Consider the following 22,404-nt stretch of genomic DNA (forward strand, 5'->3'; position numbering starts at 1 on the left):
CAACGAGTAGCGCCTCGCAGCAGGTGGGAACACCGGCTGCGAGGCTGCACCGCCCTCAATCCGCCGTCACGCTGCGGCGCGGGGCGGCAGGTCGAACTCGTCGTTGCGCATCCGTAGCAGCGCCACCGACGCGCCGGCGAAACCGACCGCCGCGACGAACAGGCCGGCGCCCTGGGCCACGTGCCCGGGCAGGAACGGGTGGGTGAAGCCGCCGACGGCCAGCGCGAATCCCATCCAGGCCGGCGCGACCCGGCTGCGCCACAGCGCCAGGCCGAGCAACAGCAGCCCGAAAACGACGGCGATGATGAACAGCAGGCCTGCACCGAGTACGATCGGCTCCTCGTTGAGCGCGTCGTCGAGCTTGCCGATCGCAGCGGTGTCGAGCGCGTGCCGGGCGGTCATGAGCGACGGGGTGAGGATCCCGCCGAGCAGGCTGACGCCGGCGAAGAAGCCGGTCAGGGCGATCGCCGCCCCGACGGTGGTCAGCCGGGGAGCCGTCCGCCGGGCTGCCCACGCCACGGCGATCGTGGCCGGGATGAGCCCGGCGACGAAGACCATATCGAGGTACGGGAGGATCCGCGTGATCCCGTCGTGCGCGGTGAACCCCGCGACGCTGGTCGCGAAGTCCGCCCCGCCGTCGACGGGGACGATGATGTAGTAGATGCCTTTGGCGAGCATCGGCAACGGTGCGAGGACGGCGAGGAGGACCCGCCAGAAGCCGCGGACGTCCCGCGGGGTGGCGGTGGCCACCGGTGACTCGGCGGCGAGCTGGTTGATCGTCATCAAGACTCCAGAGATCTTCGTGGTGACAGCCGGACTTCCACAGCGTCGGCCCCGGCGGACCCCGCGCGCACGGGGGTGCTGTCCCAGGTCGATCCCAGTTCGCGCGGCCGGGATGGGACCTGGCACCTATGGCCGGTGGGGGTGACGCGGCCCGATGATGTGTGCGTGGTCAAGCGGTCTTGGTGGGTGCTCGGTGTCGTCGTCGCGACGCTCGCCGGGGCGTGGGTGTCCTGGTTCGTGGGCGGGCTGACGTTCGCCGACGCCGCCGAGACGTACCTGCTGACCAACACCGCGATGGCCGCGACGTTCACGGCGTTCGGCGCGCTTGTGCTGGCGTACCGGCCGGGCCAGCGCATCGGCTGGCTCTTCGTCGCCTACGGCGCCTGCTACGCCGTGAGCGTGGCCTGCCTCGGCCTGATGTCCGGGGTGGTCGACTGGTCCCCGGCCGCCGAGCGAGTGATCACCCTCGTCGGCATCACCATCTGGATCCCGGCGGTCACCGTATGCCTGCCGCTCATCCTGCAGCTGTTCCCGGCTGGCCGGCCGCTGACGCCGCGGTGGCGGTGGCTGGCGGTGGCGACCCTGGCGCTCACCGCGGCGAGCCCTCTGGCGACACTTGCGCCGGGTTCGCTCGACAACGAGCCGCTCGCGGATCGCAGCCCGATCCTGCCGGACGCCGCCGGGCGGATCGTCGGGGCGCTGGTGCCCATGTATGCCGCCGCCACCGTGATCGTCCTCGCGCTCAGCGTGACGGCCCTGGCGGTCCGGGCCTGGCGGTCGCGGGGTGCCCAACGCCTGCAGATCCTGTGGCTGCTGTGGGCGGTCGCGTTCTACGTCATGCTCAACGGCCCGCGCGTCGTCGGTGCCGACGGGCCGATCCTGTTCCTGCTGACCCTGCCGCTGATCCCGGCCGCCGCGACCGTCGCGATCGTGCGCCATCAGCTGTACGACATCCGCCTCATCATCAACCGGTCGGTGGTCTACGGGCTTCTGACGCTCGGCGTCGCCGGGGCGTACCTGGGCATCGTCTGGGTGCTGTCGGCGGTGGCCAGCCATCGTCTCCCGGTGACTCCGCTGATCGCCACGGCGGCCGTCGCGGTGGCGTTCGCGCCGGCCCGGTCGGCGACGCAGACCTTCGTCGACCGCCTCATGTACGGCCGGCGCGGGGACCCTGCCGAGGCGGCCGCCCGGGTCGGGGTGCGCCTCGGCACCGGCCTCGACGGCGTCCTGCAGGCGGTCTGCGAGGCGCTGCGGCTGCCGTACGCCGCGATCACGTCGGACGGCAGGCTGGTGGCGACGTTCGGCATAGCGCCGGCGGCGCGGGAGACGGTCGCCCTCGAGGTGGCAGACGGCCCGCCGGCCGACCTGCTGATCGGCCTGCGTTCCGGGGAGACCCGCCTGGCCGCCGCCGACCGGCGGGCGCTGGAACTGCTCGCCGCCCCGGTGGGCCTCGCCGTGCAGAGCGTGCGCCTCTCCGAGCAACTGGGCGAGTCTCGTACCCGCATCGTCGCCGCCCGTGAGGAGGAGCGCCGCAGGCTGCGCCGGGACCTGCACGACGGGCTCGGCACCGCGCTGACCGCCATCTCGCTCAAGGCCGACGCCGCCTACAATGTGCGCGCCAGCGACCCAGGCCGCTCGGCGGACCTGCTGCTGAGCCTGCGGGCCGACCTCACCGCGGCGATCGCCGACATCCGCCGGGTCGTCTACGACCTGCGCCCGCCGGACCTCGACGAGCTCGGCCTGCTCGGCGCGCTGCGGCAGCGGGCCGAGCAGACGCCGACCTGCCTGGTCAGCATCGACGCCGGTGACCTGCCGCCGTTGCCCGCCGCGGTGGAGGTCGCCGCGTACCGCATCGTCACCGAGGCCATCACCAACGCGGTGCGCCACGGCCGGCCCACCCGGTGCCACGTCACGCTGCGCGCCGATCACGCCCTGCACCTGGAGGTCCGCGACGACAACCGGGGCGACCCGGGCGCGGCCTGGACGCGCGGGGTGGGACTGCGCTCGATGCACGAACGGGCCGGCGAGCTCGGTGGCACACTCACCGCGGGCCCGACCGACCAGGGCGGCCTCGTGCACGCGCAACTGCCACTGGAGAACGCATGATCCGGATCCTGATCGTCGACGACCACCCGCTGATGCGGGAGGGCCTGCGGGCGCTCGTCGCCTCCGTGCCCGAGATCGAGGTGGTGGCCGACGCCGGCGACGGCGACGCCGCCCGTCGGGAGGCGCAGCTCACCCAGCCCGACGTGGTCGTCATGGACCTGCACATGCCCGGCGTCAACGGTGTGGACGCCACCCGGGCGATCCTGCGTACAGTGCCGTCGACCCGGGTGCTCGTGCTGACGATGTTCGAGGACGACGACTCGGTCTTCGCCGCGATGCGCGCGGGCGCCTCCGGCTACCTGGTCAAGGGCGCACAGCAGGACGAGATCCTGCGCGCGATCCGGTCGGTCGCCGCCGGGCAGGCGATCTTCGGCCCCAGCGTGGCCCGCCGGATCATTGACTTCTTCGCCGGTGGCGCGGCGCACGGCCCGGCCGCCGACCCGTTTCCGGAGCTGACCGACCGGGAACGGGAGGTTCTCGACCTCATCGCCTCCGGCCGCAGCAACAGCGCGATCGCCCGGGACCTCGTCATCAGTGCGAAGACGGTTAGCAACCACATCACCGCCATCTTCGCCAAGCTCCAGGTCGCCGACCGCGCCGAAGCCATCGTCCGGGCCCGCCAGGCCGGCCTGGGCACCCGCCGGCCGTGACGCGGCGTTCCGGGAGGGCGGGCTTAGGCCAGAGCCCCGCGTGACGGCTCGCACCACCCCCGCCGGGTGAACGGTCCTACCAACGGATGACGGGTGCTCGTTGCCGGGATCGGGTGCGCTGCATTCGGTACATCAAGCAAATCCGGATGCCGCCCGCATCGCGTTCCGTCACGTTTCGTAATCACGAGCCGTAGATGACTACCACCTGCTTCTGCTCTGCGCGCTCGCCACGATCTCGGCGGGCGCCGGCAGCTTCTTCAGCCCGGCGATGCTCGCGCTCAAGCCGCTACTCGTCCCGGTCGACAAGCGGCAAGCGGCGAACGCGACGCTCAGCATGCTCCAGACCGGCAGTTCGGTGGCAGGCCCCGCGTTCGGCGGTCTTACGGTCGCCGCCCTCGGCGCACCGGCCGGCTTCGCCGTCAACGCAGCCAGCTTCCTCGCCTCGATGGCCGCGGCGCTGCTGCTACGGGTGCGCGCCGAGCGCGGCCCGCGCGCGTCGATGCTCCGCGAGCTCGCCGACGGATGGCGCGCGGTCAGCAGCGCCTGGGAGACCGCCATCCAGGACAACGTGCCGCACCGCGCCCTCGGACGCGTGGGCTCGTGGGACACCCTGACCTCGTTCATCGCCATGCCTGTCGGCAACGTACTGGCGGCGCCGCTTTCACAGGCGTACGGCACTGACCGGGTCCTCACGGTGTGCGCCGGAGTCCTCTTCACGTCTGCCTTATCCCAGCTATTCATCCCCGGCACCCGGCGGCTCACCCGGGCGACACCCAGGCAGGCCGAGCCGCCGACCCCTTCCCGGCCGGAACAGCCGCATCACCAGAAGCCTGACAGAACAGAGCTTCGCCTCGATCTGCGTTCCACCTTGATCAGCCGCGGCACACGGACTCGAACGCGCGGGTGCGGAACCGGAACTGCGGCGGGCAGCGTGGCGCGATGCGCTGAACGCGGCCGATGACGATCGAGGGCGAGCCCAGTGCTTGCTGCCGCTGGCGCACCTGGGTGTCTGGCCGATTCCCGAAGCCGACGACCTCCTCGCACGGTCGATCACGCCGGAGTGGACGTATCGCTTGGCGCAGGCCGTTGCGCGTGCCGCAACGGGGGACGTGAGTGGCGCGCTGCCGGTCGTCCGGGCTATCACTCAAGAACGCGTGTACGCGGCCGTGCAGCTGATCACGATACTTGAGGAGTACTGCAGCGGAGCGGAAGCGGCTGCCGAGTGGCGGCGATTCGGCGAGCGGGCCGATCGGTGCGGATCTCGCAGCCAGCGAAACAAGACTATCCGCCGGATGGGTCGGTGCTGTTCACCGCCCGGCCTGAGCTGTGCAGGGCGTTACAGTAAGCCGGTTCGCTGCGGGCGTAGCGGTCGAGGCTGCTGGACGCGAACCCGTTGCTCTACCGTTCGATCATGTCCGACGCCCTCCTGGTGCATGACCTCGTCGAGCAACTCACGGACTGGCTGCTCCGGCTGATGCCACCCGGCGCGCGCCGCGACGCGCTCATCGCCGTGCTCACCGAACGGTTCGGGGCCGTGGACGCCCCGGTCACTGGCGCCGACTGCGTGGTGATCGAACAGTGTGCGTGGAAGGTCTCCCGCCATCTCGCGCTCACCTTCGAGCCCGGCGGCACCGGCCGGCCTGACACCGTGTCGCCGGGTTGGCCTGATCCCGACCCGGATGTGGTCCGGGCCCGGGCCGCGTGCGTTTCGCAGGTGCGGCGGCTGGCGGACGGCACCTGCCTCATCAGCGTCGACGACCTTGACGCCGTCAGCCTCGCCCAGCCGTATCTCGACGCCGCGTTCGCCCTCGCTCAGGGATCGGCCCGGATCCTGCTCGACCTGCGCGCCAACGGGGGCGGCGACCCGGCGACGGTGGCGCACATCGCAGGCCGGCTGCTCGGCGACACGCCGACGCAGCTGTCCGAGGTCGTCTACCCGGACCGGCGGCGCCAGTGGTGGACACCCGCCCTGCCGTCCGGCACGAGCCTGCGGCAGCCGGTCGCCGTCCTCGTCGGCCCGGGCACGTTCTCGTCCGGCGAAGCGCTCGCCTATCACCTGCAGGCACGGGGCAGGGTGGCCGTCGTGGGTGAGACCACGCCCGGCGCCGCCGATCACATCACGCCGATCCGACTGGCGCCGACGGTTCTGGCGCACCTGCCCGAGGCCTACGTCGTCGACAGCATCACCGGCACCAACTGGGAGGGCGCCGGCGTCGTGCCCGACGTCGTCAGCCCGGCCGAAACGGTGATCGAGACTGCGGTGGCGGCGCTGCGCTGACGGCTGCTGGGCGAGCCGGGCCAGGTACCCGGGACCCCGTGGCCGCACCGCGCCCTCGGACACGTGGCTGATGCTCGGTCGCCCACCGCTCGGTGAAGCGTCTGATGTGGTCACCGCCCGGTGGGCATCGGGTACACATCGAAGGGATCGGCGACTTCGTCTACTCCATGCACCTGCCAGTGGTGCCGGAATCGTAGGGTTGGCGTGCTGCCGGGCGCGCAACAGCAGACCCGGCAGCACCATTTCGACTCGTCGGAACTACCAGCCTTGGTGGGTCGAGCAGAGGTTGTCGCTTTCGAACCCGTACTCGTCAACGTCGTGGTCGGAGTCCAGCCACACACTCGCCAGACCGGCGACCGCCACATGCTGGGTCACCCAGAACTCCCGGGTCACGTGCGCACCCCTGGCCAGCCCCGGTTGGACGAAGTTGGCCGTGGTTTCGTTACCGCCGGTGGCGGTCCACACCCACTGGACGCGGACGTTGAAGGAGGTCCGGGTGTCGATGAGACCACTGTTGGTGTAGGTGAACCGGAATTTCCACCAGTCGATGCCGTCGCCGTAGTCGACGGGATCGTCGAAAACACCGCAGGACAGCACCTTCAGGTTCGGCTTGGCGTACGGCGGGTCGGCAGCGGCCGGGCCGGCAAGAGCAACTACCGAGGTCATGGCGGCGATCAGGGCAAGGATCGCCGCGACGATCCTGCCGCGCCCAACGCCGCGCTGCACGTGAACATTCATGATGGCATCGTTCGACGAGCCGTCGTCGCGCACATGGTCTTTGTACGCGTAGCCGACGTCAGGAGCGTCACGTGATACAAAGCCGACATTGGCCCCACGAGCGGAGAACCACACCGCGCTGGTGAGGTACATGAAGCGCTCCCGCGATGTCAAGGTGTCCCGACGAACCAAGCGACGGGACGGGGTGAGCCGGATGCGTGCGCGGTTGCCGGTCGTGCCGGCCTGGTGGAGCAGGAGGAGGCGGACCGGCTGCGCGTCGCCGGTCACACGCCGGTGGTCCTGGCGCGCTCGCTAGGCGTCAACCTCACCACGGGGCCGGCCTGCCGGAGAAGCTGCCCAGCTGTGACGTCATCATTGATGTCACCAACGTCGTTACGACGAGAGAGCCGTGACACCGTGGGGGCACGCCATGGTTTCTGTGCTTCCGCTCGGGCGGTCGTTGAGATGTTGGTCGGCGTGGCGTCAGGCCGGTCGGGGTCGGACATGGTGCAAGGCCCTCGGTGAAGTCCTCGACGGACGCCGGTTCCGTACGCAGGTCGAACGCGTGTTGTTTGCGCTGGTGGCCAACCGTGCGGTGGCGCCGGCGTCGAAGCTGGCCGCATCCGACTGGGTGAACTGGGACATGGCCGTGCCGGGGCTGGAGCGGATGGACGCCGATCATGCCTACCGGGCGATGGATCTGCTCATCGACGCCGATGCCGGCGCACACGCCACCGTGCAGGAGACGGTGTTCTTCGCCGTGGCCAACCTGCTCAACCTGGAAGTCGACGTGCTGTTCTTCGACACCATCAGCACCTACTTCGAACTCGACGACGAGGACGACTCCGACGGCGGCACCGTGTCCACGCTGCGCCGGTTCGGCAAGCAAGGACCATCGACCGGATCTGCCGCAGGTGGTCATCGGTCTGGCCGTCACCCGTGAGGGCATCCCGGTGCGGTGCTGGGTTGGGCCGGGCAAACCCCGGACGCCACGGTGATCCCGCAGGTCAAGGACAATCTGCGCGGGTGGCGGCTGGGCCGGGTGATCACCGTGGTCGACCGCGGGTCCTCCTCGGATGCCAACCTGGCCTACCTGGCCCGGGCCGGCGGCGGGTGGCCGCCGGTCAACGGATGCGCGACGGCAGCCCCGACGCCCAGGCCGCGCTCGCCCGGCAGGGCCGCTACCAGGTGGTGTGTGACAACCTTGCGGGTCAAGGAGGTCGCCGTGGACGCGACACCGGGCAAGCGGTGGATCATCTGCCACAACCCGGTCGAGGCCGAACGCGACCAGCGCCCCCGCGACAAGCACCTGGCCCGCATCGAGGCTGAACTGGCCCGTATCGCCGCTGCCTGGGCCAAGGCCAGCGCGAAGGCCGCCAAGGCCGGCAGGATCGACAACGACGAGCCGCACCGGCGGGCCGAGTGCGCCCTGCGCGATCATCCGACGCTGGGCCGCTATCTGCGCCAGCAGGCCAACGGCCGGCTCGTCATCAACCGGGCGAAGGTCGCCGCCGACACCAAGCTCGACGGCAAGTACCTGCTGTCGACCAACGACCCGTACCTGTCGGCCGAGGGCGGGCCCTGGGCTACAAGTACCTCCTTGAGGCCGAACTCTTCCGCGCCATGACCGACGACTGATACCAAGATCACCAATCGCATCCGGAACTTGCGCCAGAGCCAGTTTTCAGGCGTCGCCGACACTGCTGGCGCCAACCGGAGCGGAACCGGATCGGTCGCGCGTGCGTATTGCATGGTGTGCAACTGACAAGGGGGTCGATCGAGAGGGAACAGTCACGTCTTCGAATCACAGTCTTCGCTACTACGGTGCACGGCAACGGCTGCCCCCATCCGGACTGCCGGCCATCATGACCCACATATCATAGGACTCGATAGGAAGCAGCATGCGCAAACTCGTCTATATGATCAACATGTCCGTTGATGGCTGCATCGCCGGGCCGGAAGGCGAGGTGGGCTTCTTCTCCTTCGCGGGCGATCACCTGCAGGCACTCGCAGCGGAGTTCCCGGAGACGGTCAGCGCGCCGATGCGAGCCATGATGGGCGTCGAAGGTGTCGTCAACAAGCGCTTCGACACCGTCGTCATGGGCAGCGGCAGCTACCGTCCCGCGCTTGAGCACGGTATGGCCGTCCCGTTCCCGCAACTCAAGCAGTACGTTGTGTCGCAGACCTTGACCGAGGTTGACCCTGCCGTGTCGGTCGTCGCCGATCCCGTCGGACTGCTCACGCTCCTCAAGCAACAGCAGGGCCGGGATATCTGGCTGTCCGGCGGCGGCAAGCTGGCCTCCTCATTGGTTGAATTGGTGGACGATCTCATCTTGATCATCCACCCGGTCGTCGCCGGAGATGGCGTACGGATCTTCGACGGTGGCCTCAACCCAGTTCTATTTGCTTGCACCTCCTCGAAGGTGTTGGGCAACGGTGTGACCATCGCGCGATACGAGCGGGCGGAACAAAAGGACGTCTGACTCACGGGGGGGGGGGGGGTAATGAAGACTGGCGCCGGCTCGGAGTTGCGAGCCAGTCGACCGGCCGTGCAACAAGACCTTCTGGCTGCCAAAGGTCGCGCCGGTGGACCGCCGTGCTACTCGAGCCCGAATAGGCCGCGCTTCCTGAAGTTGATGAAGCAGCCCGCCGACCTCCATCCACACGAGAGCGTTACTCTCGGCCGAATCCTTCGCCCAGCCGTACAGCCGTAGGTCGGCCACCACGGCGCGGCCCGGACGCGGAGCCGCCGTCGCCCTGCGACTCATCGGATCCACCGCAACGGGTGCATGGCGGGAAGTTGTGGAAAGGCCATTTTCGGGAAGCGCAAATCTATCCCTTCCCGAAAAGGGAGATAAAGGCGATTGCTAGTTAAAACATTCCTTCGCGGGCTCGACTCGTGGCACGGTATGGGTGTAGGTGTTGAGCCCATTTAGAACGACCTGGCAATGAAAGGAATATTTCGTGGTTTTCCGCATTCTCTTCGCAATTCTGGCCATCGGTTTCACTGCAGGTGGAATCGGCACCTTGCTCGGCATTCCATTCTACGTTGCAGTTATGAAGAAGGTCGGCGTTGACAAAACCTTGAGTGCCGTAATTGCCCTGCTCGAAATCGCGGCCGGAACCGGTCTCGTGGCAGGCCTCTTCTTTCCCGCGCTGGGCGCGGCGGCTGCCGCCGGGTTGGCCCTGCTCATGATCGGGGCGGTGATCTTCCATATTCGGAGCAAGGACTACAACGGCCTCGTAGCGCCGATCTTGTTAGGGCTGATGTCGGCTGCTGCGATCGCGGCGACCGCCGCGAACCTTTAGTATGAAGACGGCCACCGTGGTGATCATCGATGGTTTGTGAAGACAACTGAAGAACGAGCGGGGCCGCGTGCCATAGCGCGGACCCAGAGCGGTGGCGAGCGCTGCTCGACACGGGGATGGCTCGGGTTGCCGCCCGGTTCGCCAAGGACCTCACCCGCAGATGGCATCATCCCTCATCCCCGCACTGACCCTCACCGCACCCGGCGTAGAGTCCCCGCTTGTTGCGGTCACCGATCGTGAGCACGGCGGGCTGCTGCACGCCTTGGCCTCGGTCCCGGATCCGCGTGACCCATGCGGGATCCGGTATCCCCTCGCAGGCCTGCTCACCGTCGCGGTCTGCGCCGTCCTCGCCGGCGCGTCGTCGTTCGCCGCGATCAGCGACTGGCTGCATGACCTCGACGAGCAGGCCCGGACCAGACTCGGGTTCGACCGCCGCATCCCCGCGGGCGCCACGGTGTAGCGGCTGCTGACCCGCCTCGACGCCGGCCTGCTCGCCCAGGTCCTGGCCGGCTGGCTGCGCACCCGCACCCGACCGGCACCGCACCGGCCACGCCGGTACCGCACCGTCATCGCAGTGGACGACAAGACCCTCCGAGGCGCCAGCCGCCCCGACGGCCAGATCCACCTGCTCTCCGCCCTGGACACCAGCACCGGCATCGTCCTGGCGCAGGTCACCATCGCAGCGAAGAGCAACGAGATCCCGGCGTTCACCCCTCTGCTGGACGCCGTCGCAGCCGTACTCGGCGATCTGACCGGTGTCATCTTCGTCGCCGATGCCCTGCACGCCCAGACAGAACACGCCCGGCAGGTCGCGGCCCGCGGCGCGCACCTGCTCGTGCAGGTCAAAGCCAACCAGCCGACCCTGCACACACAGCTCAAACGCCTGCCCTGGGCACAGGTCCCGGCCGGGGACCGCACCCGCAACCGCGGCCACGGCCGCCGCGCAATGACCCTGATTGCAGCCGCGAGGAACTCCCCGGCGTTTGGGGCGCGGAACGTTCAGATGGTGACGGCGGGAACTGGGGGAGGCCCTCCCCGGCCCGGCCGCCTACGGATGTGCTGTCGGAGTGTCGAGTCCTATGACCGATGATCTCGGGAAGTGGATCTCGTGTCGGGAGGGAGTCGGAGGCGGCCGTAGTACTGCTCCGGTAGGCGCTACCTGGAACCGGGCAGTAGTCCGTGTACAACGACACCTTCGGCGATCACGGCGCGGATCCGAAGGTCCTGGTCGAGTACGACGAGGTCTGCGTCTTTGCCTGGCTGGATGCTGCCAGTGCGCTCGTCCAGGCCAAGGACACGAGCGGGTGTGCTGGCGGCGGCCGTGGCGGCGTGCGTGATGGGAATGCCGACGCAGCGCACCGCGTGGCGCACTGCCGCGTCCATCGTGAGTGTGCTACCGGCGTGGGTGACACCGTCGAGCAGAGTCACCTTACCGTCGCGGGACTGCACCGGCAGTGGCCCGAGTTTGAAGCTTCCGTTGCCCATGCCGGCTGCCGGGGTGGCGTCGGTGATGAAAGCGATGCGATCGTGTCCGGCAGCGGCCAGCACCAGACGAGTCACGTCGTCGTGGACGTGATGGCCATCGTTGATGAGTTCGCAGGTGACGCTGTCGTCAGCGAGTGCGGCGCCGACAGTTCCGGGTTCGCGGTGGTGGAACTCCCGCATAGCGTTGAACAGATGGGTGACCAGTCGCGCACCTGCAGCAAAGGCCTCGGTTGTCTGCCGGTGGGTCGCATCGGTGTGCCCGACGGAGGCCACCGCTCCATAGGCGACCACTTCACGCAGCAGATCCATCCCGCCGGGCAGTTCCGGGGCGAGGGTGACGCTGCGCACTGTGCCGTCACCTGCGGCGAGCAGATGACGTAGCGCTGCCGGGTCGGGGGCGAGGATGTGGTCGGTGTGGTGTGATCCGGGCTTGAGCGGGTTGAGGAATGGGCCTTCAAGGTGGATGCCGACCATGGATCGGCAGGCGAGGTCACCCGAGTGGATCATGTCGGCGATCGTGCGTGCTGCGGCCACCATGTCTTCGATCGGTGAGGTGACCAGGCTCAGCAGCGTCCGGGTCGTTCCGTGACTGCGATGGAACGTTACGGCGCGCAAGATCTCGTCCGGGTCGATGGAGGTGACTTGCGCACCCGCACCGCCGTGCATGTGCAGATCGATGAACCCGGGCAGCACGTAGTCCAGCGCGAGATCGACGACGTGGCCGTCGGTGGCAGGTGGCTCTGCGCGCCCGACCGCATGGATGCGGCCATTGTCGATGACGATCCAGCCCGGTTCGATTACCCGCAGCGGCGTTACGACCCGCGCGTTAGCCAGAGTGATCATGAACAAGTCCCCTTCCGTCGGGTAATTTATTCTGTGAGAGTACATAATGAGGAGGCGAGTTGGTGAGCGAGGTCCAGCCTGTGTCAGGCCCATCCGCACCTGGTGGCGCGAACCGGCCCAAGATGGCCGCCGCGCGCCTGGTTACCCTGCTGCACCGGCACGGTCCGATAACCCGATCGCAGGCAACTGAGCAACTCGGGCTGGCGCGCAGTGCCGTCGGCACCGCGCTGGAGGAGTTGGCCGCACTCGGCGTCGCTCGTCTGAGTGAGAAGGCGCAGACCGGTTCGACGCGCGGGCGAGGTCGCCCCTCTCCGGTCATCGAGATCCACCCGGATGGACCAACCGTGTTCGCCGCATACGTACGTCCGGACCGGATCATCCATGCCACGGTCGGGCTCGGGCAGCGGATGCTCGATTTGTCCTGGGATCCACTGGATGCGGCCGCAGTGGTACCCGAAACCCTGGCGCGGCGATTGGCCGACCTGGCCATTGGTGTAATGCGCCGACAGCGCTGCGTCGCGGTCAGCGTGGCGCTGTCAGCAACTGTCCGGGAAGCCGACGGCTACGTACCATCCTCGCTTCACCTCGGCTGGACCGACGTCCCCTTCGCTCAGTTGCTCAGGGCTCACCTGCCTGCCAATCTGCCGGTGACGATCCACCGCGGCAGCGGTCTTGCCGCCCTCGCCGAGTACCGCTACGGGGCAGGCCGCGGCGCCGCCGATTTACTGGCGCTCAACTGCGAACACGCCGGCATCGGCGGCGGGTTCGTCACCGGAGGTGACCTGTTTGCTGGATCCGGCTACGCCATCGAGGCTGGGCATATCACCATCGAGCCCAACGGGCGGCAATGCCTCTGCGGAGCCCGAGGCTGCCTGGAGATGTACGCCGACGGCCGCGCGCTACTGCGCGCCGCCAACGTCAACGCTGACCCACGAGGCGACCTCACCGGCCAGACCGCTGACGTCTTGGCTAACGCCGCCGCAGGTTCGCCCGCAGCCATCCAGGCAATCGAAACAACCGCCCGTTATCTGGCCGCCGGACTGGTCGGACTCGTCAACACCCTCAGCCCTGAACGTATCGTCCTAAACGGCCTACTGGCCAAAGTTCACCACGCCGCTTCACGCCTGATCATCGATGAACTCTCCCGCTCGTCCATCGTCGCGCGCACCGGCCGTGTCACCATCTGCACTGGCACACTTGCACACCCGACACTGCTCGGAGCGGCGGACAAAGCATTCGAACCACTGCTCGACGACCCCTGGACCGCGCTCCGCCCCGTCTCGCCGGCCGAACAAGATCACCCTAGGCGTTAACCTCGGTCTTTCTTACGTGGCGAGGCGGGAGTCTCGGGCAGGCGTAGCACCGTCGCCCCGCTGCCGTTCAGCATCGTGGTGGTTTGCTGGTCCCGGCGCGACTCGACTTCAGGCGCTCCGGCTGCGTGCTGCCGGGGCGCGCGGTGTCCGGCAGACGGCTCGCTCGGCCATGTCGACGAGGGTGTCGATCGCCTCGTCGACCGTGCGGCCGCGGCCGGTCACCAGCAGGTCGAGGCTCTCGAAGCTGGTCAGCACCCACAGCGCGTCGATCGCCTCGTCGAGGGTGAGCCCGTCGCGCAGCTCGCCCTCCCGTTCGAGGTGCTCGGCCAGGCTTTGCATGCCGGCGCGCCGGTCGGTCTCCATGTGGCGCACGGCGCCGCCGGCGGACTCGGGGTCCAGCCGGTCCATGGCGTGCAGCACGCGGTAGACCGCCAGCTCCTGACCCTTCATCCGGCTGGCCGCCCGGATGCCCTCGCGCAGGTGGTCCCGTGCGTCGGCGGCGGCCACCGCTCGGCCGAGCTCGCCCACACCGGTGCGCTGCCAGAGGTCGACCACGAACGCGTCGAACAGCCCCGACCGCGACCCGAAGTCGGCGTAGATCGTCGACCTCGACACCTTGGCCAGCTCGGCCACCCGCCCCAGGCTGGGCTGCTCGGTCGGCGCCTCGCGCAGACACTGACCGACCGCGTCCAGGATCCGGCGCCTCGTGTCCTCCGCGGCCTCGGCGCGAAGGACCTGCTCGTACTTCCGGGGTGCCATGCCGCCTATCATGGCATATTCATCCGACAGGCAGTCTGCTCAACTTGCGTCCGACAGTCCCGTGACTCGCGAGATCAAGGCGGCGAGCGTGGCCGGCGCGGTGAGCGGCATCAGGTGGTTGACGTTCTCGACGGTCTCGACCGTTGCCTGCGGCAGCCGCCCGGCCAGATGCGCGACCAGCCGGTGCACCGGAGGTGGGCTGTCCGCGCCCTGGACCAGCACGACCGGCCGGGCGACCGCCGAGTCGAAGGTCCACGCGGCGAGCGCGGGAGCCTCGCTGGTGAAGAGCGGTCCGCTCCGGCTCACCGCGTCGTCGACGACGGCCGCGCCGAGGACTTCGTCCATGACCTCGCGATAGCGGGGCCCGCACACCAGGGGCATGAAGGCGTCGAACGCCGCCGCGTGGTCGCCGCGGGCGGTCGCGGCCATCGCCGCGCCGATCGTGGGGCCGAAGGCCGCGCGCAGATCGTCCACATCGGACGGATCGGCCAGCGCGTCTACGAGCGGCGGCTCCAGCAGGCAGAGGGTGCGCACGGAGGAAGGGCTGTCCACCGCGAGCTGGAGCGCGATCGCCGAGCCGGACGAGTGCGCCACCACGTGTGCCGGCGCGGCGCCCAGGCGGTGCAGCAGCGTCGCCGCGTGCCGGGCGTGGTCGGCGACGGTCAGATCGTCCGGGAAGGGTCCGCCGGTGTAGCCCGCCCGGACCAGCCGGATCACGCGGTGGCCGCGCAGTTCGGCGGCCAGCGGCGTCATCCAGTCGGCGAGGCCGCCGCCGTGCATCAGCACGAGCGGCTCGCCGTGTTCCCCGGAGTCGGTGTACGCGATCTCGGCGCCGTCGATCAGGGTCTTGGTCAGGGCGTTGCGAATCTCGGTCATGACAATGCCTTTCAGTGGGCGTAGAGCCGATCGGTTCCGGATGGTGCAGTCCCGGCCGGTGTTGCGGCCGGGCGGTCGAGGACGTCGTCGATCGCGCGCTGCAGCTCGGCCACGGCCCGGGACACGTCGGTCACGCGGTACCAGCCGGCGACCGGGACGGCGTCCGGCCGCACCAGCCGCCCGCCGCCGGCGTGGAGGCCGAGCGCGTGAGCGGTGGCCGGGGGCACTGTCACGACGTCGACTGGCACGCCGCGGTCGAGGCGGGTGACGGCTGTCCGCCAGGCGGAGTCGTCGTCGCCGACGAAGAGGGTCAGCCCGTCGCCCACCAGGTCCAGCGTGGATACCGGCGACCGGCCGGGCGCACCGGGTGCGACCCAGGCGTGCTGAAGGCGCCCGCCGAGGTCGTGGAGGAGTTCGGTGATGACGGCGTGGCAGTGACCCTGCGGGTCGGTGGCCCGGGCGACGTCGGCGGCCGCCAGCGGCCGCAGCTCCGCCTCGTAGGTGTCGAGGAGGTGGGCCGGCGCCCAGCCCCGCAGGACCCACGCGAGGCGCCACCCGATCGCGATCCCGTCGCGTACGGCCATGGCCAGGCCGTTGCCGCCCCGGGGCGTGACCCGGTGTGCGGCGTCCCCGGCCAGGAACACGCGGCCGGACGAGAACGTCGTCGAGAGCTTGGCGTCGGCCGTGAAGGTGCTGTGGCGCACGAGGTCGACGGGGAGATCGGGAAGCCCCGAAGCGCGCCGGATCTGCTCCGCGAGGGCCTCGGGGTGCGCGAGCGCCTCCGCGTCGTCGTCGGGCCCGAGGACCACGCCGAACTGCCACCGGGTGCCGCCGCCGGAGGGGATGAGCACGCCGGCGCCGTCCGGGTGGCTGATCGAGTAGAGCGCGTAGCGGTGCGGACCGAGGACTGGCCACAGCGGGGCACGGAACTCGGCGCTGATCCCGCGCATCAGCCCGTCCGGCCCCACGGACCCGATGCCCAGATGCTCGCGGATCGGGCTGTACGCGCCGTCCGCTGCGACGACGTATGCCGCGCTGAGCGGTTCACCCGCTTCGCCGCCGTGGCGGACCGAGAGCCGCACGCCGTCCTCGTCCTGGCTGATCCCGACGACCTCCGTGCCTCGGCGGATCGGGCGGCCGGTCAGGCGGGCGAGGTGGCCGGCGAGCACCTGCTCGAGGTGGTCCTGCGGCACCCGGGCCGAGGACGTGGGGCTGACCACGGCGCTCTGCGCCAGGTCGGGCACGTTGATCGGCACACGGGTGCCGTCCCCGGCGTCGGCGACGGTGCGGGTCTGCAGGAGGGCGAGCTCGACGTCGTCGGTCCCGGCCCGCAGCTGCTCCTCCAGTCCCCAGCCGCGGAAGATCTCCATCTGCCGGACGGTCACTCCCACGGCGCGGGGCAGCGTGGACACCCCGGCCCGCTTGTCGAGCACGAGCACGTCGAGGCCGTGCCGGGCCAGCTGCGAGGCGGCGACCAGGCCGGCCGGTCCGGCACCGACGACGACGACGTCATGGTGTGTCATGTCGGGACTCTTTTCAGACGACAGCATGTACAGTGAAATAACACTGTCGGGGTTCGCCGGACACGCTGTCAAGTCAATATGGCGGAGCGCTCAAACGGGTTGACGTCTCCTCAACCCGGTCCCATCATTTCGCCGTACAGTGTGTCTACTGATATTGGAGATCGCATGACACCACCCGACCCGCCACCGCTGACCGTCGTCCATCCCGGGGAAGGCCGGACCGGAGATCTCGGCGCCATCGGTGTGCAGTTCAAGCTGTGGGGCCACGACACCGGCGGCGCGCTGTCGGTCGTCGAGCACCCGTTCCCGGTCGGCGCCCTGGTCCCGCCCCACCTGCACAGCTTCGAGGATGAGTTCTCGATCGTTCTCGAGGGCGAGATCGGATTCCGCTCCGGCGACCGCGAGGTCGTTCTCGGCGCCGGCGGCTATATCACCAAGCCGCGCGGCGAGTACCACGCGATGTGGAACGCCGGCAGCGTGCCCGCGCGCATGATTGAGATCATCAGCCCGGCCGGGTTCGAGCACTTCTTCCGCGAGGTGAGCGAGCTGATCGGCGACCCGGAGACCGCCGCGGTGCGGGGCCCCGCCCTCGCCGACCGCTACGGGCTGCGGTTCGCCGAGCCCGACTGGCTCGCCGGCGTCATCGAACGGTACGGCCTCGGCACGACATGACGGAGTTCTGGACGCGGCTGACCGCCGCCGAGCGCCAGGCCTACCTCGACGGCAGCGTCCGGCGCCGGCGGCGGCGAATCGCTGTGCCACCAGGGCGAAAATCCAGACTGGGCGGCCCTGCTGCACTCCGGCCACGTCAAGGTCCGCGCCCACACCCCGGACGGCAACGACGTCGTGCTCGCGATCTGCGGCCCGGACACCCGGATCGGCGACGTGTCCGCGCTGGACGGGCTGCCCAGGTCAGCCACCGTCACAATGTTGGACGACGTCGCCGCCGTTGGCCAGGAGCAGCCTGGCGACCGTTGTCCGTGCGGTGGCTGCCGAAACGACGAGCATGAGTCGGGCGATTCCAACAGGATGGCAGTTTCGAGATGGCGGTGCCCATGGATAAGTTTCGCGTTCTGGGCCCTCTCGTGGTCGGGATCGGCGGTACCCCGATCCACATTCCGAGTCGGCGGCAGCGTGCGGTGTTGGCTCGGCTTCTGATCGAACCCGGTTCGACCGTGTCTGTGGACGCGCTGGTGGCGGCAGTGTGGGAGGGAGAACCTACCCCTCAACACGCGCGATCCGCGCTACACGCGCAAATATCCCGTATCCGGTCCCTGCTCGGGGCGGCGGGGCGCCATCTGCTCACGCATCCACCCGGATACCGGCTTGACGTTGCGCCGACGGCGATAGACGCTCATGTCTTCGAGGCAGGCCTTCGAGAGTGTCGAGACCTGATGCCGTCGGCGCCGCGGGCGGCTCTGGCAGGCATCGACCAGGCTCTCGCACTTTGGCGGGGCCGCGCCTATGCCGAGTTCGCCGACACATTCGCCCGAGCCGAAGCCGTCCGTCTGGAACAACTGCGGCTACGCGCCCTCGAAGACAGAATATCCGCGATGGTAGCCATCGGCGAGTGGGCCGAAGCGGCAGCAGAAGCTGAAGGACTCATCGCGACCGACCCCTTCCGAGAGCGACCGTATGCACTGGCCATGCGGGCCTTGGCAAACGGCAGCCGGCGCGGCGAGGCCTTGGCCCTGTATCAACGCCTGCGCCGGGTGCTCGCCGAAGGGCTCGGCAGCGAGCCTTCGGTCGAGGTGCAGGCGTTGCACGTGGAGATCCTGCGCGAGGAGGAGGTTCAGCCTCGCCGGGGGAGCACACCGGACCAAGCATCGCCTACCGCGCGCCTGCGGACGGCACCGGTGCCCGTCAGCGCATTCTTCGGGCGAGAGGACGAGCTGCAGACGATCTCGGAGGCGCTGTCCCGGTCGCGGCTCGTAACGCTCGTCGGGCCGGGTGGAGTCGGTAAGACCCGGTTGGCAACGGAGTGGACGGGCCGTCTCCCCACGGATCAACAGATCGCGCGGGTGGAACTCGCCGCTCTGACAGATCCAGCCGCAGTCGTGAACATGTTTCTGGACGCGATTGACATTCCACATCCATCTCGTACAACACCCCAGGACGCGCTGATCACCGCTCTGCGTGCACGATCCATCTTCCTGATCGTCGACAACTGCGAGCATGTCATAGAGGCGGTGGCCCAAACCCTGGCGGCCGTCGTACGTTCTTGCCCCCATGTGCGCGTGGTCGCCACGAGCCGTGAGCGTCTCGCCGTTGACGGCGAACACGTCCTCGTCCTGCAGCCGCTCCCGCTCCCGGTCCGGGACCGGCATGGCCCTGGTGCCACCGAATCACCGTCGGTGAGTCTGTTCCTGAACCGCGTCCACGCTGCCGGCAGCCCCGTCAACGAACGCGATCCGGCGGTGAGGGACCTGGTGATAGCGATCTGTCAACGGCTCGACGGCTTGCCACTCGCGATCGAGCTGACGGCCGTTCAAACCGCAAGTCTGGGGCTGCCTGCCGTCGCGACGGCGGCGGACCTGTTGGGGCTCGCCAGCGGACGGCGGGCTGAACGGGCGAGCCACCGGAGCCTACGAGCCACCCTCGACTGGTCCTTCGAACGGCTGGACCCCGACGAGCAGCGCCTCCTGCGTCGTCTCGCGGTGTTTCCGTCCCGGTTTCCGCTGTCCTGGGCCACGAGCGTCTGCGCTGACGGAGAACTGACGGCTAAGAACGTTTTGCCCGTGCTGGCGCGGCTGGTCGAGAAGTCCCTCGTCCTCAACGATCGGCAGAGCGGTAGTGGGCGTCGCCACCATCAACTGCTACAAATCATCCGGCAGTATGCCGAGGAGCGACTCGATGCCGCCGGCGAGGCGAATCAATTCCGGCAGGAGTACGCCCGGTTCGTCGTGAACTGGGCCGAAGAACGCGCTGCCAGGCTCGGCCTCGCTGACGACAACGAGTTCATCGAGCTGTCGGAAGCCGCGAATGACCTGCGCACCACCCATGCCTGGGCCCGTCGGCACGACCCGGACCTGGCGCTGCGACTGTCCGCCGCCTTGTGGCTGCACACCGAGTTGAGAGGTGACAACGAGGCTCGCGGATGGGCCGAGGCCGCAAGCCAGCTTCCTGGCAGTAACGGGCACCCGATGCGGCCCATTGTGCTCGCGGCCGCAGCGATGGGAAGTGCGGCACGCGGTGCCGTTGAGCCCGCGGGCCGCCTGATCGCGGAAGCGCTCCGGACTGCGGACCCTGACGCTCAACTGACCCCGTTGATCTGGTGGGCTCATGGCATGCTGCTGCTGCTGGCCGGCGATTTCGCTGAAAGCCTGCGATCCCTGCACCGCGGGTGGCGGTTGGCCCGGGCAGTCGGAAATCGATGGGGCGAGACTGTTACTGCCGCGGGCATGACTTCCGTACTTTGCAACATGGCGCAACCGATGGGTAGCAAGCGGTGGCTGCGCCGAAGCTTTTCCGCAGTCGCCAGCCTTCCTGGCCCTTCCGCCCGTGCGGCAGTGGAACTTGTCGCCGGGGAGACCAGGTCCCTGGTCAATCCCGTGTCTGCTCTTGCCAGCTTCGAACGCTGTCATGCTCTGGCCTCCCCGATCGGGGCGAGGTTTCTTGTCACACTTGCGCGCAGTGGCATGGCCAGCGTGGCGGCGAACCTTTCTTCCGGGCGGAAACGTATCACGCACTGGGCAGATGCCGTCCGGTACTGGCAGGGCGTAGGCGACCAGTTCCGGGTCTGGATTCACCTTCGTTTCATGATTCCCGTGTACAGCGACGAAGGGGAGGACGAACTCGCGGTCGCACTTGACTCGGCCGTCACTACATCGCCGGCGCGAGATTCTCCCGGCGTCGATCCGGACAGGCTGCGGCAGGCGGTCGCCCGATCGGAGGCCCGGCTCGGCGATCTCGCGATAGAGATCCGACTCCGATGGACCGGCGCGCCGGTTGGCGCAGTGGTGGACTTGATCAATCGCGACTTGGATGACGTCAAGGTCGACGACGAGCGGCCAAGTTCCCGCCCTATCGAGTCGTATTGACACTCCAGCCGCACTTCCACCTTGGATCTTATTGCAGTTCAGAGGCGGTTTCGCGGCTGCAAACGGCGCAGCTGCGCCGACGGGGTGAAGGGGCCCATGTGTTCACGACTGGGCGGTGACCGCGCTGCCGGACACCGGCACCGCTGAACTCGGCCATACCCGCTGGCTTTGGTCCGCTGCAGCATCCCGAACCGACCGAACCCGCCTACTACTGCTGTCTGCCCTTTCCGGATGAGCCCGGATCTCATCACCCGCAGATGGAGGTCGGCGGGCGGCTGTCGACCCGGCACCGAGACACGGGCCCACCGAAGCGGCCGGGCGAACCGGCGCGGCGAACCGAGCGTATTCCTCAGCGAACCAGCCCACGGATCAGCGGAGGCCCTGCGCGAAGGGCGGATCGTCGTCGAGGAGATCAGCGCGGGGTCCAACATCGGGGCGCCCCTGACCGCGTCGCCTGGCACAGACCGCCCCGTTTCACCGAGGTCGCCGAACATACAAGCCCTGCTCTGACCACCGGCCCACTACTCGGCGGCCACGAGGGTCGGAGCTCCTACCACACAGCCACGGAAGAGACAGAGATGAAGTCGATTGTTGTACGTTCCTTCGGCGGCCCTGAAGTGCTGGAGGTCGCCGACCTGCCGGAACCGGAGGCCGGTGAGGGGCAGGTCCTGGTGCGGGTGGCCGCCGCGCCGGTGACCGCCGTCGACCTGGACATCCGGTCCGGGGAGCTCGCGGGCTATCTCGCCGAGCTCGACCACTACGCCCTCGGCCGATCAGCCGCCGGTGTCGTCGAACGGGTCGGAGCCCAGGTCACGGACTTCGTCGAGGGCGATCAGGTGATGGGCGTTTGCGGGCCCCTCGCTGCCCTCTACGCGGCGCAGGCGGAGAAGGTCGTCTTCGACCGCGGTCACGTCGTGCACGTACCCCGTCGGGCGTCCCTGGCGCAGGCGTCCACACTTCCGCTCAACGGGTTGACCGCCGACCAGGCGCTACAGGCACTTGACGTGCCCGAGGGGGCCACCGTCCTGGTGACGGGCGCCGCCGGATGCGTTGGTGGCTTCGTCGTGGAACTCGCTAGGCACCGTGGTCTGCGCGTGGCGGCCGCCGCCCGCGACTCCGACGAGGAGACGCTACGAAGCATGGGAGCGGAGCACTTCATTCCACGTGGCGCCGATCTGGCGACCGCGGTCCGCGAATGGGCGCCGGATGGCGTCGACGGCGTCGTGGACACGGCCGTCCTGAGGGACGCCGCAGCGGAAGCGGTCAGGGACGGCGGCAGGTTCGTTGCCTTGGTCATCGGCGGTGAGCCGAAGCCAGGTCGTAACGTGCGGGTGCGAACCGTCTGGGCCAAGCCTGATGCCGAGCGCCTGGCGGAGCTCGCCGTTCTGGTGGATGAGGGACATCTGACTCCGCGCGTCGCCGAGACGTTCGCTCTAGCGGCAGTCGCCGAGGCGCACGACCGGTTCGCGGCAGGAAGCGTCAGAGGTCATCTCGTAGTCGTTCCGTAGCAACAGACACCGCCCGCGCTGCAGCCGATGGCAAAAGCGGACCGTTCCGGGTGAGCATCCGGCTCAACGACAGATCTTTGCCGATGTGGATGATCGCCACCGCCGACGGCCTGCCGGCCACGACGCCGCCCATCCTGCACAACCCGGCTGTCGGGCCACGCGAAGTGCGTCTCCTCCGTACGGCGATCGTACCGCCGCTCGCCCGTAGCGGCCC

21 protein-coding genes are annotated in these 22,404 nt (G+C 69.0%); 15 read left to right on the forward strand and 6 right to left on the reverse strand.

Translation table 11 applies throughout. From position 1 onward, the window contains the following. Positions 1–66 precede the first annotated feature (66 nt). Positions 67–783 (reverse strand): hypothetical protein, encoded by a 717-nt coding sequence (locus AB0I21_RS45100; RefSeq protein ID WP_360570236.1) that lies wholly within the window; start codon positions 781–783, stop codon positions 67–69. 165 nt (positions 784–948) lie between these two features. Here AB0I21_RS45100 and AB0I21_RS45105 point away from each other — a divergent pair, with 165 nt between their 5' ends. From AB0I21_RS45105 to AB0I21_RS45120, 4 genes are all read left to right on the forward strand, one after another. Beyond that, entirely contained in the window at positions 949–2,889 is a 1,941-nt protein-coding gene (locus AB0I21_RS45105) for a sensor histidine kinase (protein ID WP_360570238.1), read from the forward strand. Then, complete coding sequence (locus AB0I21_RS45110) at positions 2,886–3,539, forward strand: response regulator transcription factor (RefSeq protein WP_360570240.1); 654 nt, start codon at positions 2,886–2,888, stop codon at positions 3,537–3,539. Before AB0I21_RS45105 ends, AB0I21_RS45110 begins: the two co-directional genes overlap by 4 nt. Positions 3,540–3,750: 211 nt before the next feature. Then, complete coding sequence (locus AB0I21_RS45115) at positions 3,751–4,500, forward strand: MFS transporter (RefSeq protein WP_360570294.1); 750 nt, start codon at positions 3,751–3,753, stop codon at positions 4,498–4,500. Between the two features lie 450 nt (positions 4,501–4,950). Continuing rightward, positions 4,951–5,817: a S41 family peptidase gene (locus AB0I21_RS45120; RefSeq protein WP_360570242.1), complete on the forward strand. Its 867-nt coding sequence runs from the start codon at positions 4,951–4,953 to the stop codon at positions 5,815–5,817. Between the two features lie 258 nt (positions 5,818–6,075). Here AB0I21_RS45120 and AB0I21_RS45125 read toward each other — a convergent pair whose 3' ends face one another. Continuing rightward, a complete protein-coding gene (locus AB0I21_RS45125) occupies positions 6,076–6,822 on the reverse strand; it encodes a hypothetical protein (RefSeq protein WP_360570244.1) in 747 nt (248 codons plus the stop codon). 142 nt (positions 6,823–6,964) lie between these two features. Between AB0I21_RS45125 and AB0I21_RS45130 the strand changes: the two genes are divergently transcribed. From AB0I21_RS45130 to AB0I21_RS45155, 6 genes are all read left to right on the forward strand, one after another. Further along, positions 6,965–7,477, forward strand: a complete 513-nt coding sequence (locus AB0I21_RS45130; RefSeq protein WP_360570246.1) for a hypothetical protein — start codon at positions 6,965–6,967, stop codon at positions 7,475–7,477. Between the two features lie 282 nt (positions 7,478–7,759). Beyond that, positions 7,760–8,161, forward strand: a complete 402-nt coding sequence (locus AB0I21_RS45135; protein WP_360570248.1) for a hypothetical protein — start codon at positions 7,760–7,762, stop codon at positions 8,159–8,161. Positions 8,162–8,435: 274 nt separating this feature from the next. Continuing rightward, positions 8,436–9,017: a dihydrofolate reductase family protein gene (locus tag AB0I21_RS45140; protein ID WP_360570250.1), complete on the forward strand. Its 582-nt coding sequence runs from the start codon at positions 8,436–8,438 to the stop codon at positions 9,015–9,017. Positions 9,018–9,498: 481 nt separating this feature from the next. Then, positions 9,499–9,843 carry a DoxX family protein gene (locus tag AB0I21_RS45145; protein WP_360570252.1) on the forward strand — a complete coding sequence of 115 codons (345 nt, stop codon included), beginning with the start codon at positions 9,499–9,501 and terminating at the stop codon, positions 9,841–9,843. A gap of 160 nt (positions 9,844–10,003) precedes the next feature. Beyond that, the gene (locus AB0I21_RS45150) at positions 10,004–10,303 is read left to right on the forward strand and encodes a transposase family protein (RefSeq protein WP_360570254.1); all 300 of its coding nucleotides are present in this window, start codon (positions 10,004–10,006) and stop codon (positions 10,301–10,303) included. Positions 10,304–10,309: 6 nt separating this feature from the next. After that, positions 10,310–10,933 carry an ISAs1 family transposase gene (locus AB0I21_RS45155; protein ID WP_360570296.1) on the forward strand — a complete coding sequence of 208 codons (624 nt, stop codon included), beginning with the start codon at positions 10,310–10,312 and terminating at the stop codon, positions 10,931–10,933. A 65-nt stretch (positions 10,934–10,998) separates the two neighbouring features. Here AB0I21_RS45155 and nagA read toward each other — a convergent pair whose 3' ends face one another. Next, a complete protein-coding gene (nagA, locus tag AB0I21_RS45160; RefSeq protein WP_360570256.1) occupies positions 10,999–12,171 on the reverse strand; it encodes an N-acetylglucosamine-6-phosphate deacetylase in 1,173 nt (390 codons plus the stop codon). A gap of 62 nt (positions 12,172–12,233) precedes the next feature. Between nagA and AB0I21_RS45165 the strand changes: the two genes are divergently transcribed. Continuing rightward, complete coding sequence (locus AB0I21_RS45165) at positions 12,234–13,484, forward strand: ROK family protein (RefSeq protein ID WP_360570258.1); 1,251 nt, start codon at positions 12,234–12,236, stop codon at positions 13,482–13,484. Positions 13,485–13,592: 108 nt separating this feature from the next. Here AB0I21_RS45165 and AB0I21_RS45170 read toward each other — a convergent pair whose 3' ends face one another. Genes AB0I21_RS45170 through AB0I21_RS45180 form a run of 3 tightly spaced genes read right to left on the reverse strand, consistent with a single transcriptional unit; the run spans position 13,593 to position 16,642 of the window. After that, positions 13,593–14,243 carry a TetR/AcrR family transcriptional regulator gene (locus tag AB0I21_RS45170; protein ID WP_360570260.1) on the reverse strand — a complete coding sequence of 217 codons (651 nt, stop codon included), beginning with the start codon at positions 14,241–14,243 and terminating at the stop codon, positions 13,593–13,595. Positions 14,244–14,282: 39 nt separating this feature from the next. Next, positions 14,283–15,119 carry an alpha/beta hydrolase gene (locus AB0I21_RS45175; RefSeq protein ID WP_360570262.1) on the reverse strand — a complete coding sequence of 279 codons (837 nt, stop codon included), beginning with the start codon at positions 15,117–15,119 and terminating at the stop codon, positions 14,283–14,285. Positions 15,120–15,130: 11 nt separating this feature from the next. Beyond that, positions 15,131–16,642, reverse strand: coding sequence for an FAD-dependent monooxygenase (locus AB0I21_RS45180; protein ID WP_360570264.1), 1,512 nt, complete (start codon positions 16,640–16,642; stop codon positions 15,131–15,133). A 165-nt stretch (positions 16,643–16,807) separates the two neighbouring features. Here AB0I21_RS45180 and AB0I21_RS45185 point away from each other — a divergent pair, with 165 nt between their 5' ends. The 4 genes from AB0I21_RS45185 to AB0I21_RS45200 all read left to right on the forward strand — a co-directional run bounded on the left by AB0I21_RS45185 (position 16,808) and on the right by AB0I21_RS45200 (position 22,190). Then, on the forward strand, positions 16,808–17,314 hold the full coding sequence (locus AB0I21_RS45185; protein ID WP_360570266.1) for a cupin domain-containing protein: 507 nt from the start codon (positions 16,808–16,810) through the stop codon (positions 17,312–17,314). An 81-nt stretch (positions 17,315–17,395) separates the two neighbouring features. Next, positions 17,396–17,800 carry a cyclic nucleotide-binding domain-containing protein gene (locus AB0I21_RS45190; protein WP_360570298.1) on the forward strand — a complete coding sequence of 135 codons (405 nt, stop codon included), beginning with the start codon at positions 17,396–17,398 and terminating at the stop codon, positions 17,798–17,800. Next, a complete protein-coding gene (locus AB0I21_RS45195; protein WP_360570268.1) occupies positions 17,698–20,682 on the forward strand; it encodes a BTAD domain-containing putative transcriptional regulator in 2,985 nt (994 codons plus the stop codon). Before AB0I21_RS45190 ends, AB0I21_RS45195 begins: the two co-directional genes overlap by 103 nt. 578 nt (positions 20,683–21,260) lie before the next feature. Continuing rightward, on the forward strand, positions 21,261–22,190 hold the full coding sequence (locus AB0I21_RS45200; RefSeq protein ID WP_360570270.1) for an NADP-dependent oxidoreductase: 930 nt from the start codon (positions 21,261–21,263) through the stop codon (positions 22,188–22,190). Positions 22,191–22,404 lie beyond the last annotated feature (214 nt).

Source organism: Dactylosporangium sp. NPDC050588, assembly GCF_040654975.1.
Lineage (GTDB): Bacteria > Actinomycetota > Actinomycetes > Mycobacteriales > Micromonosporaceae > Dactylosporangium > Dactylosporangium maewongense.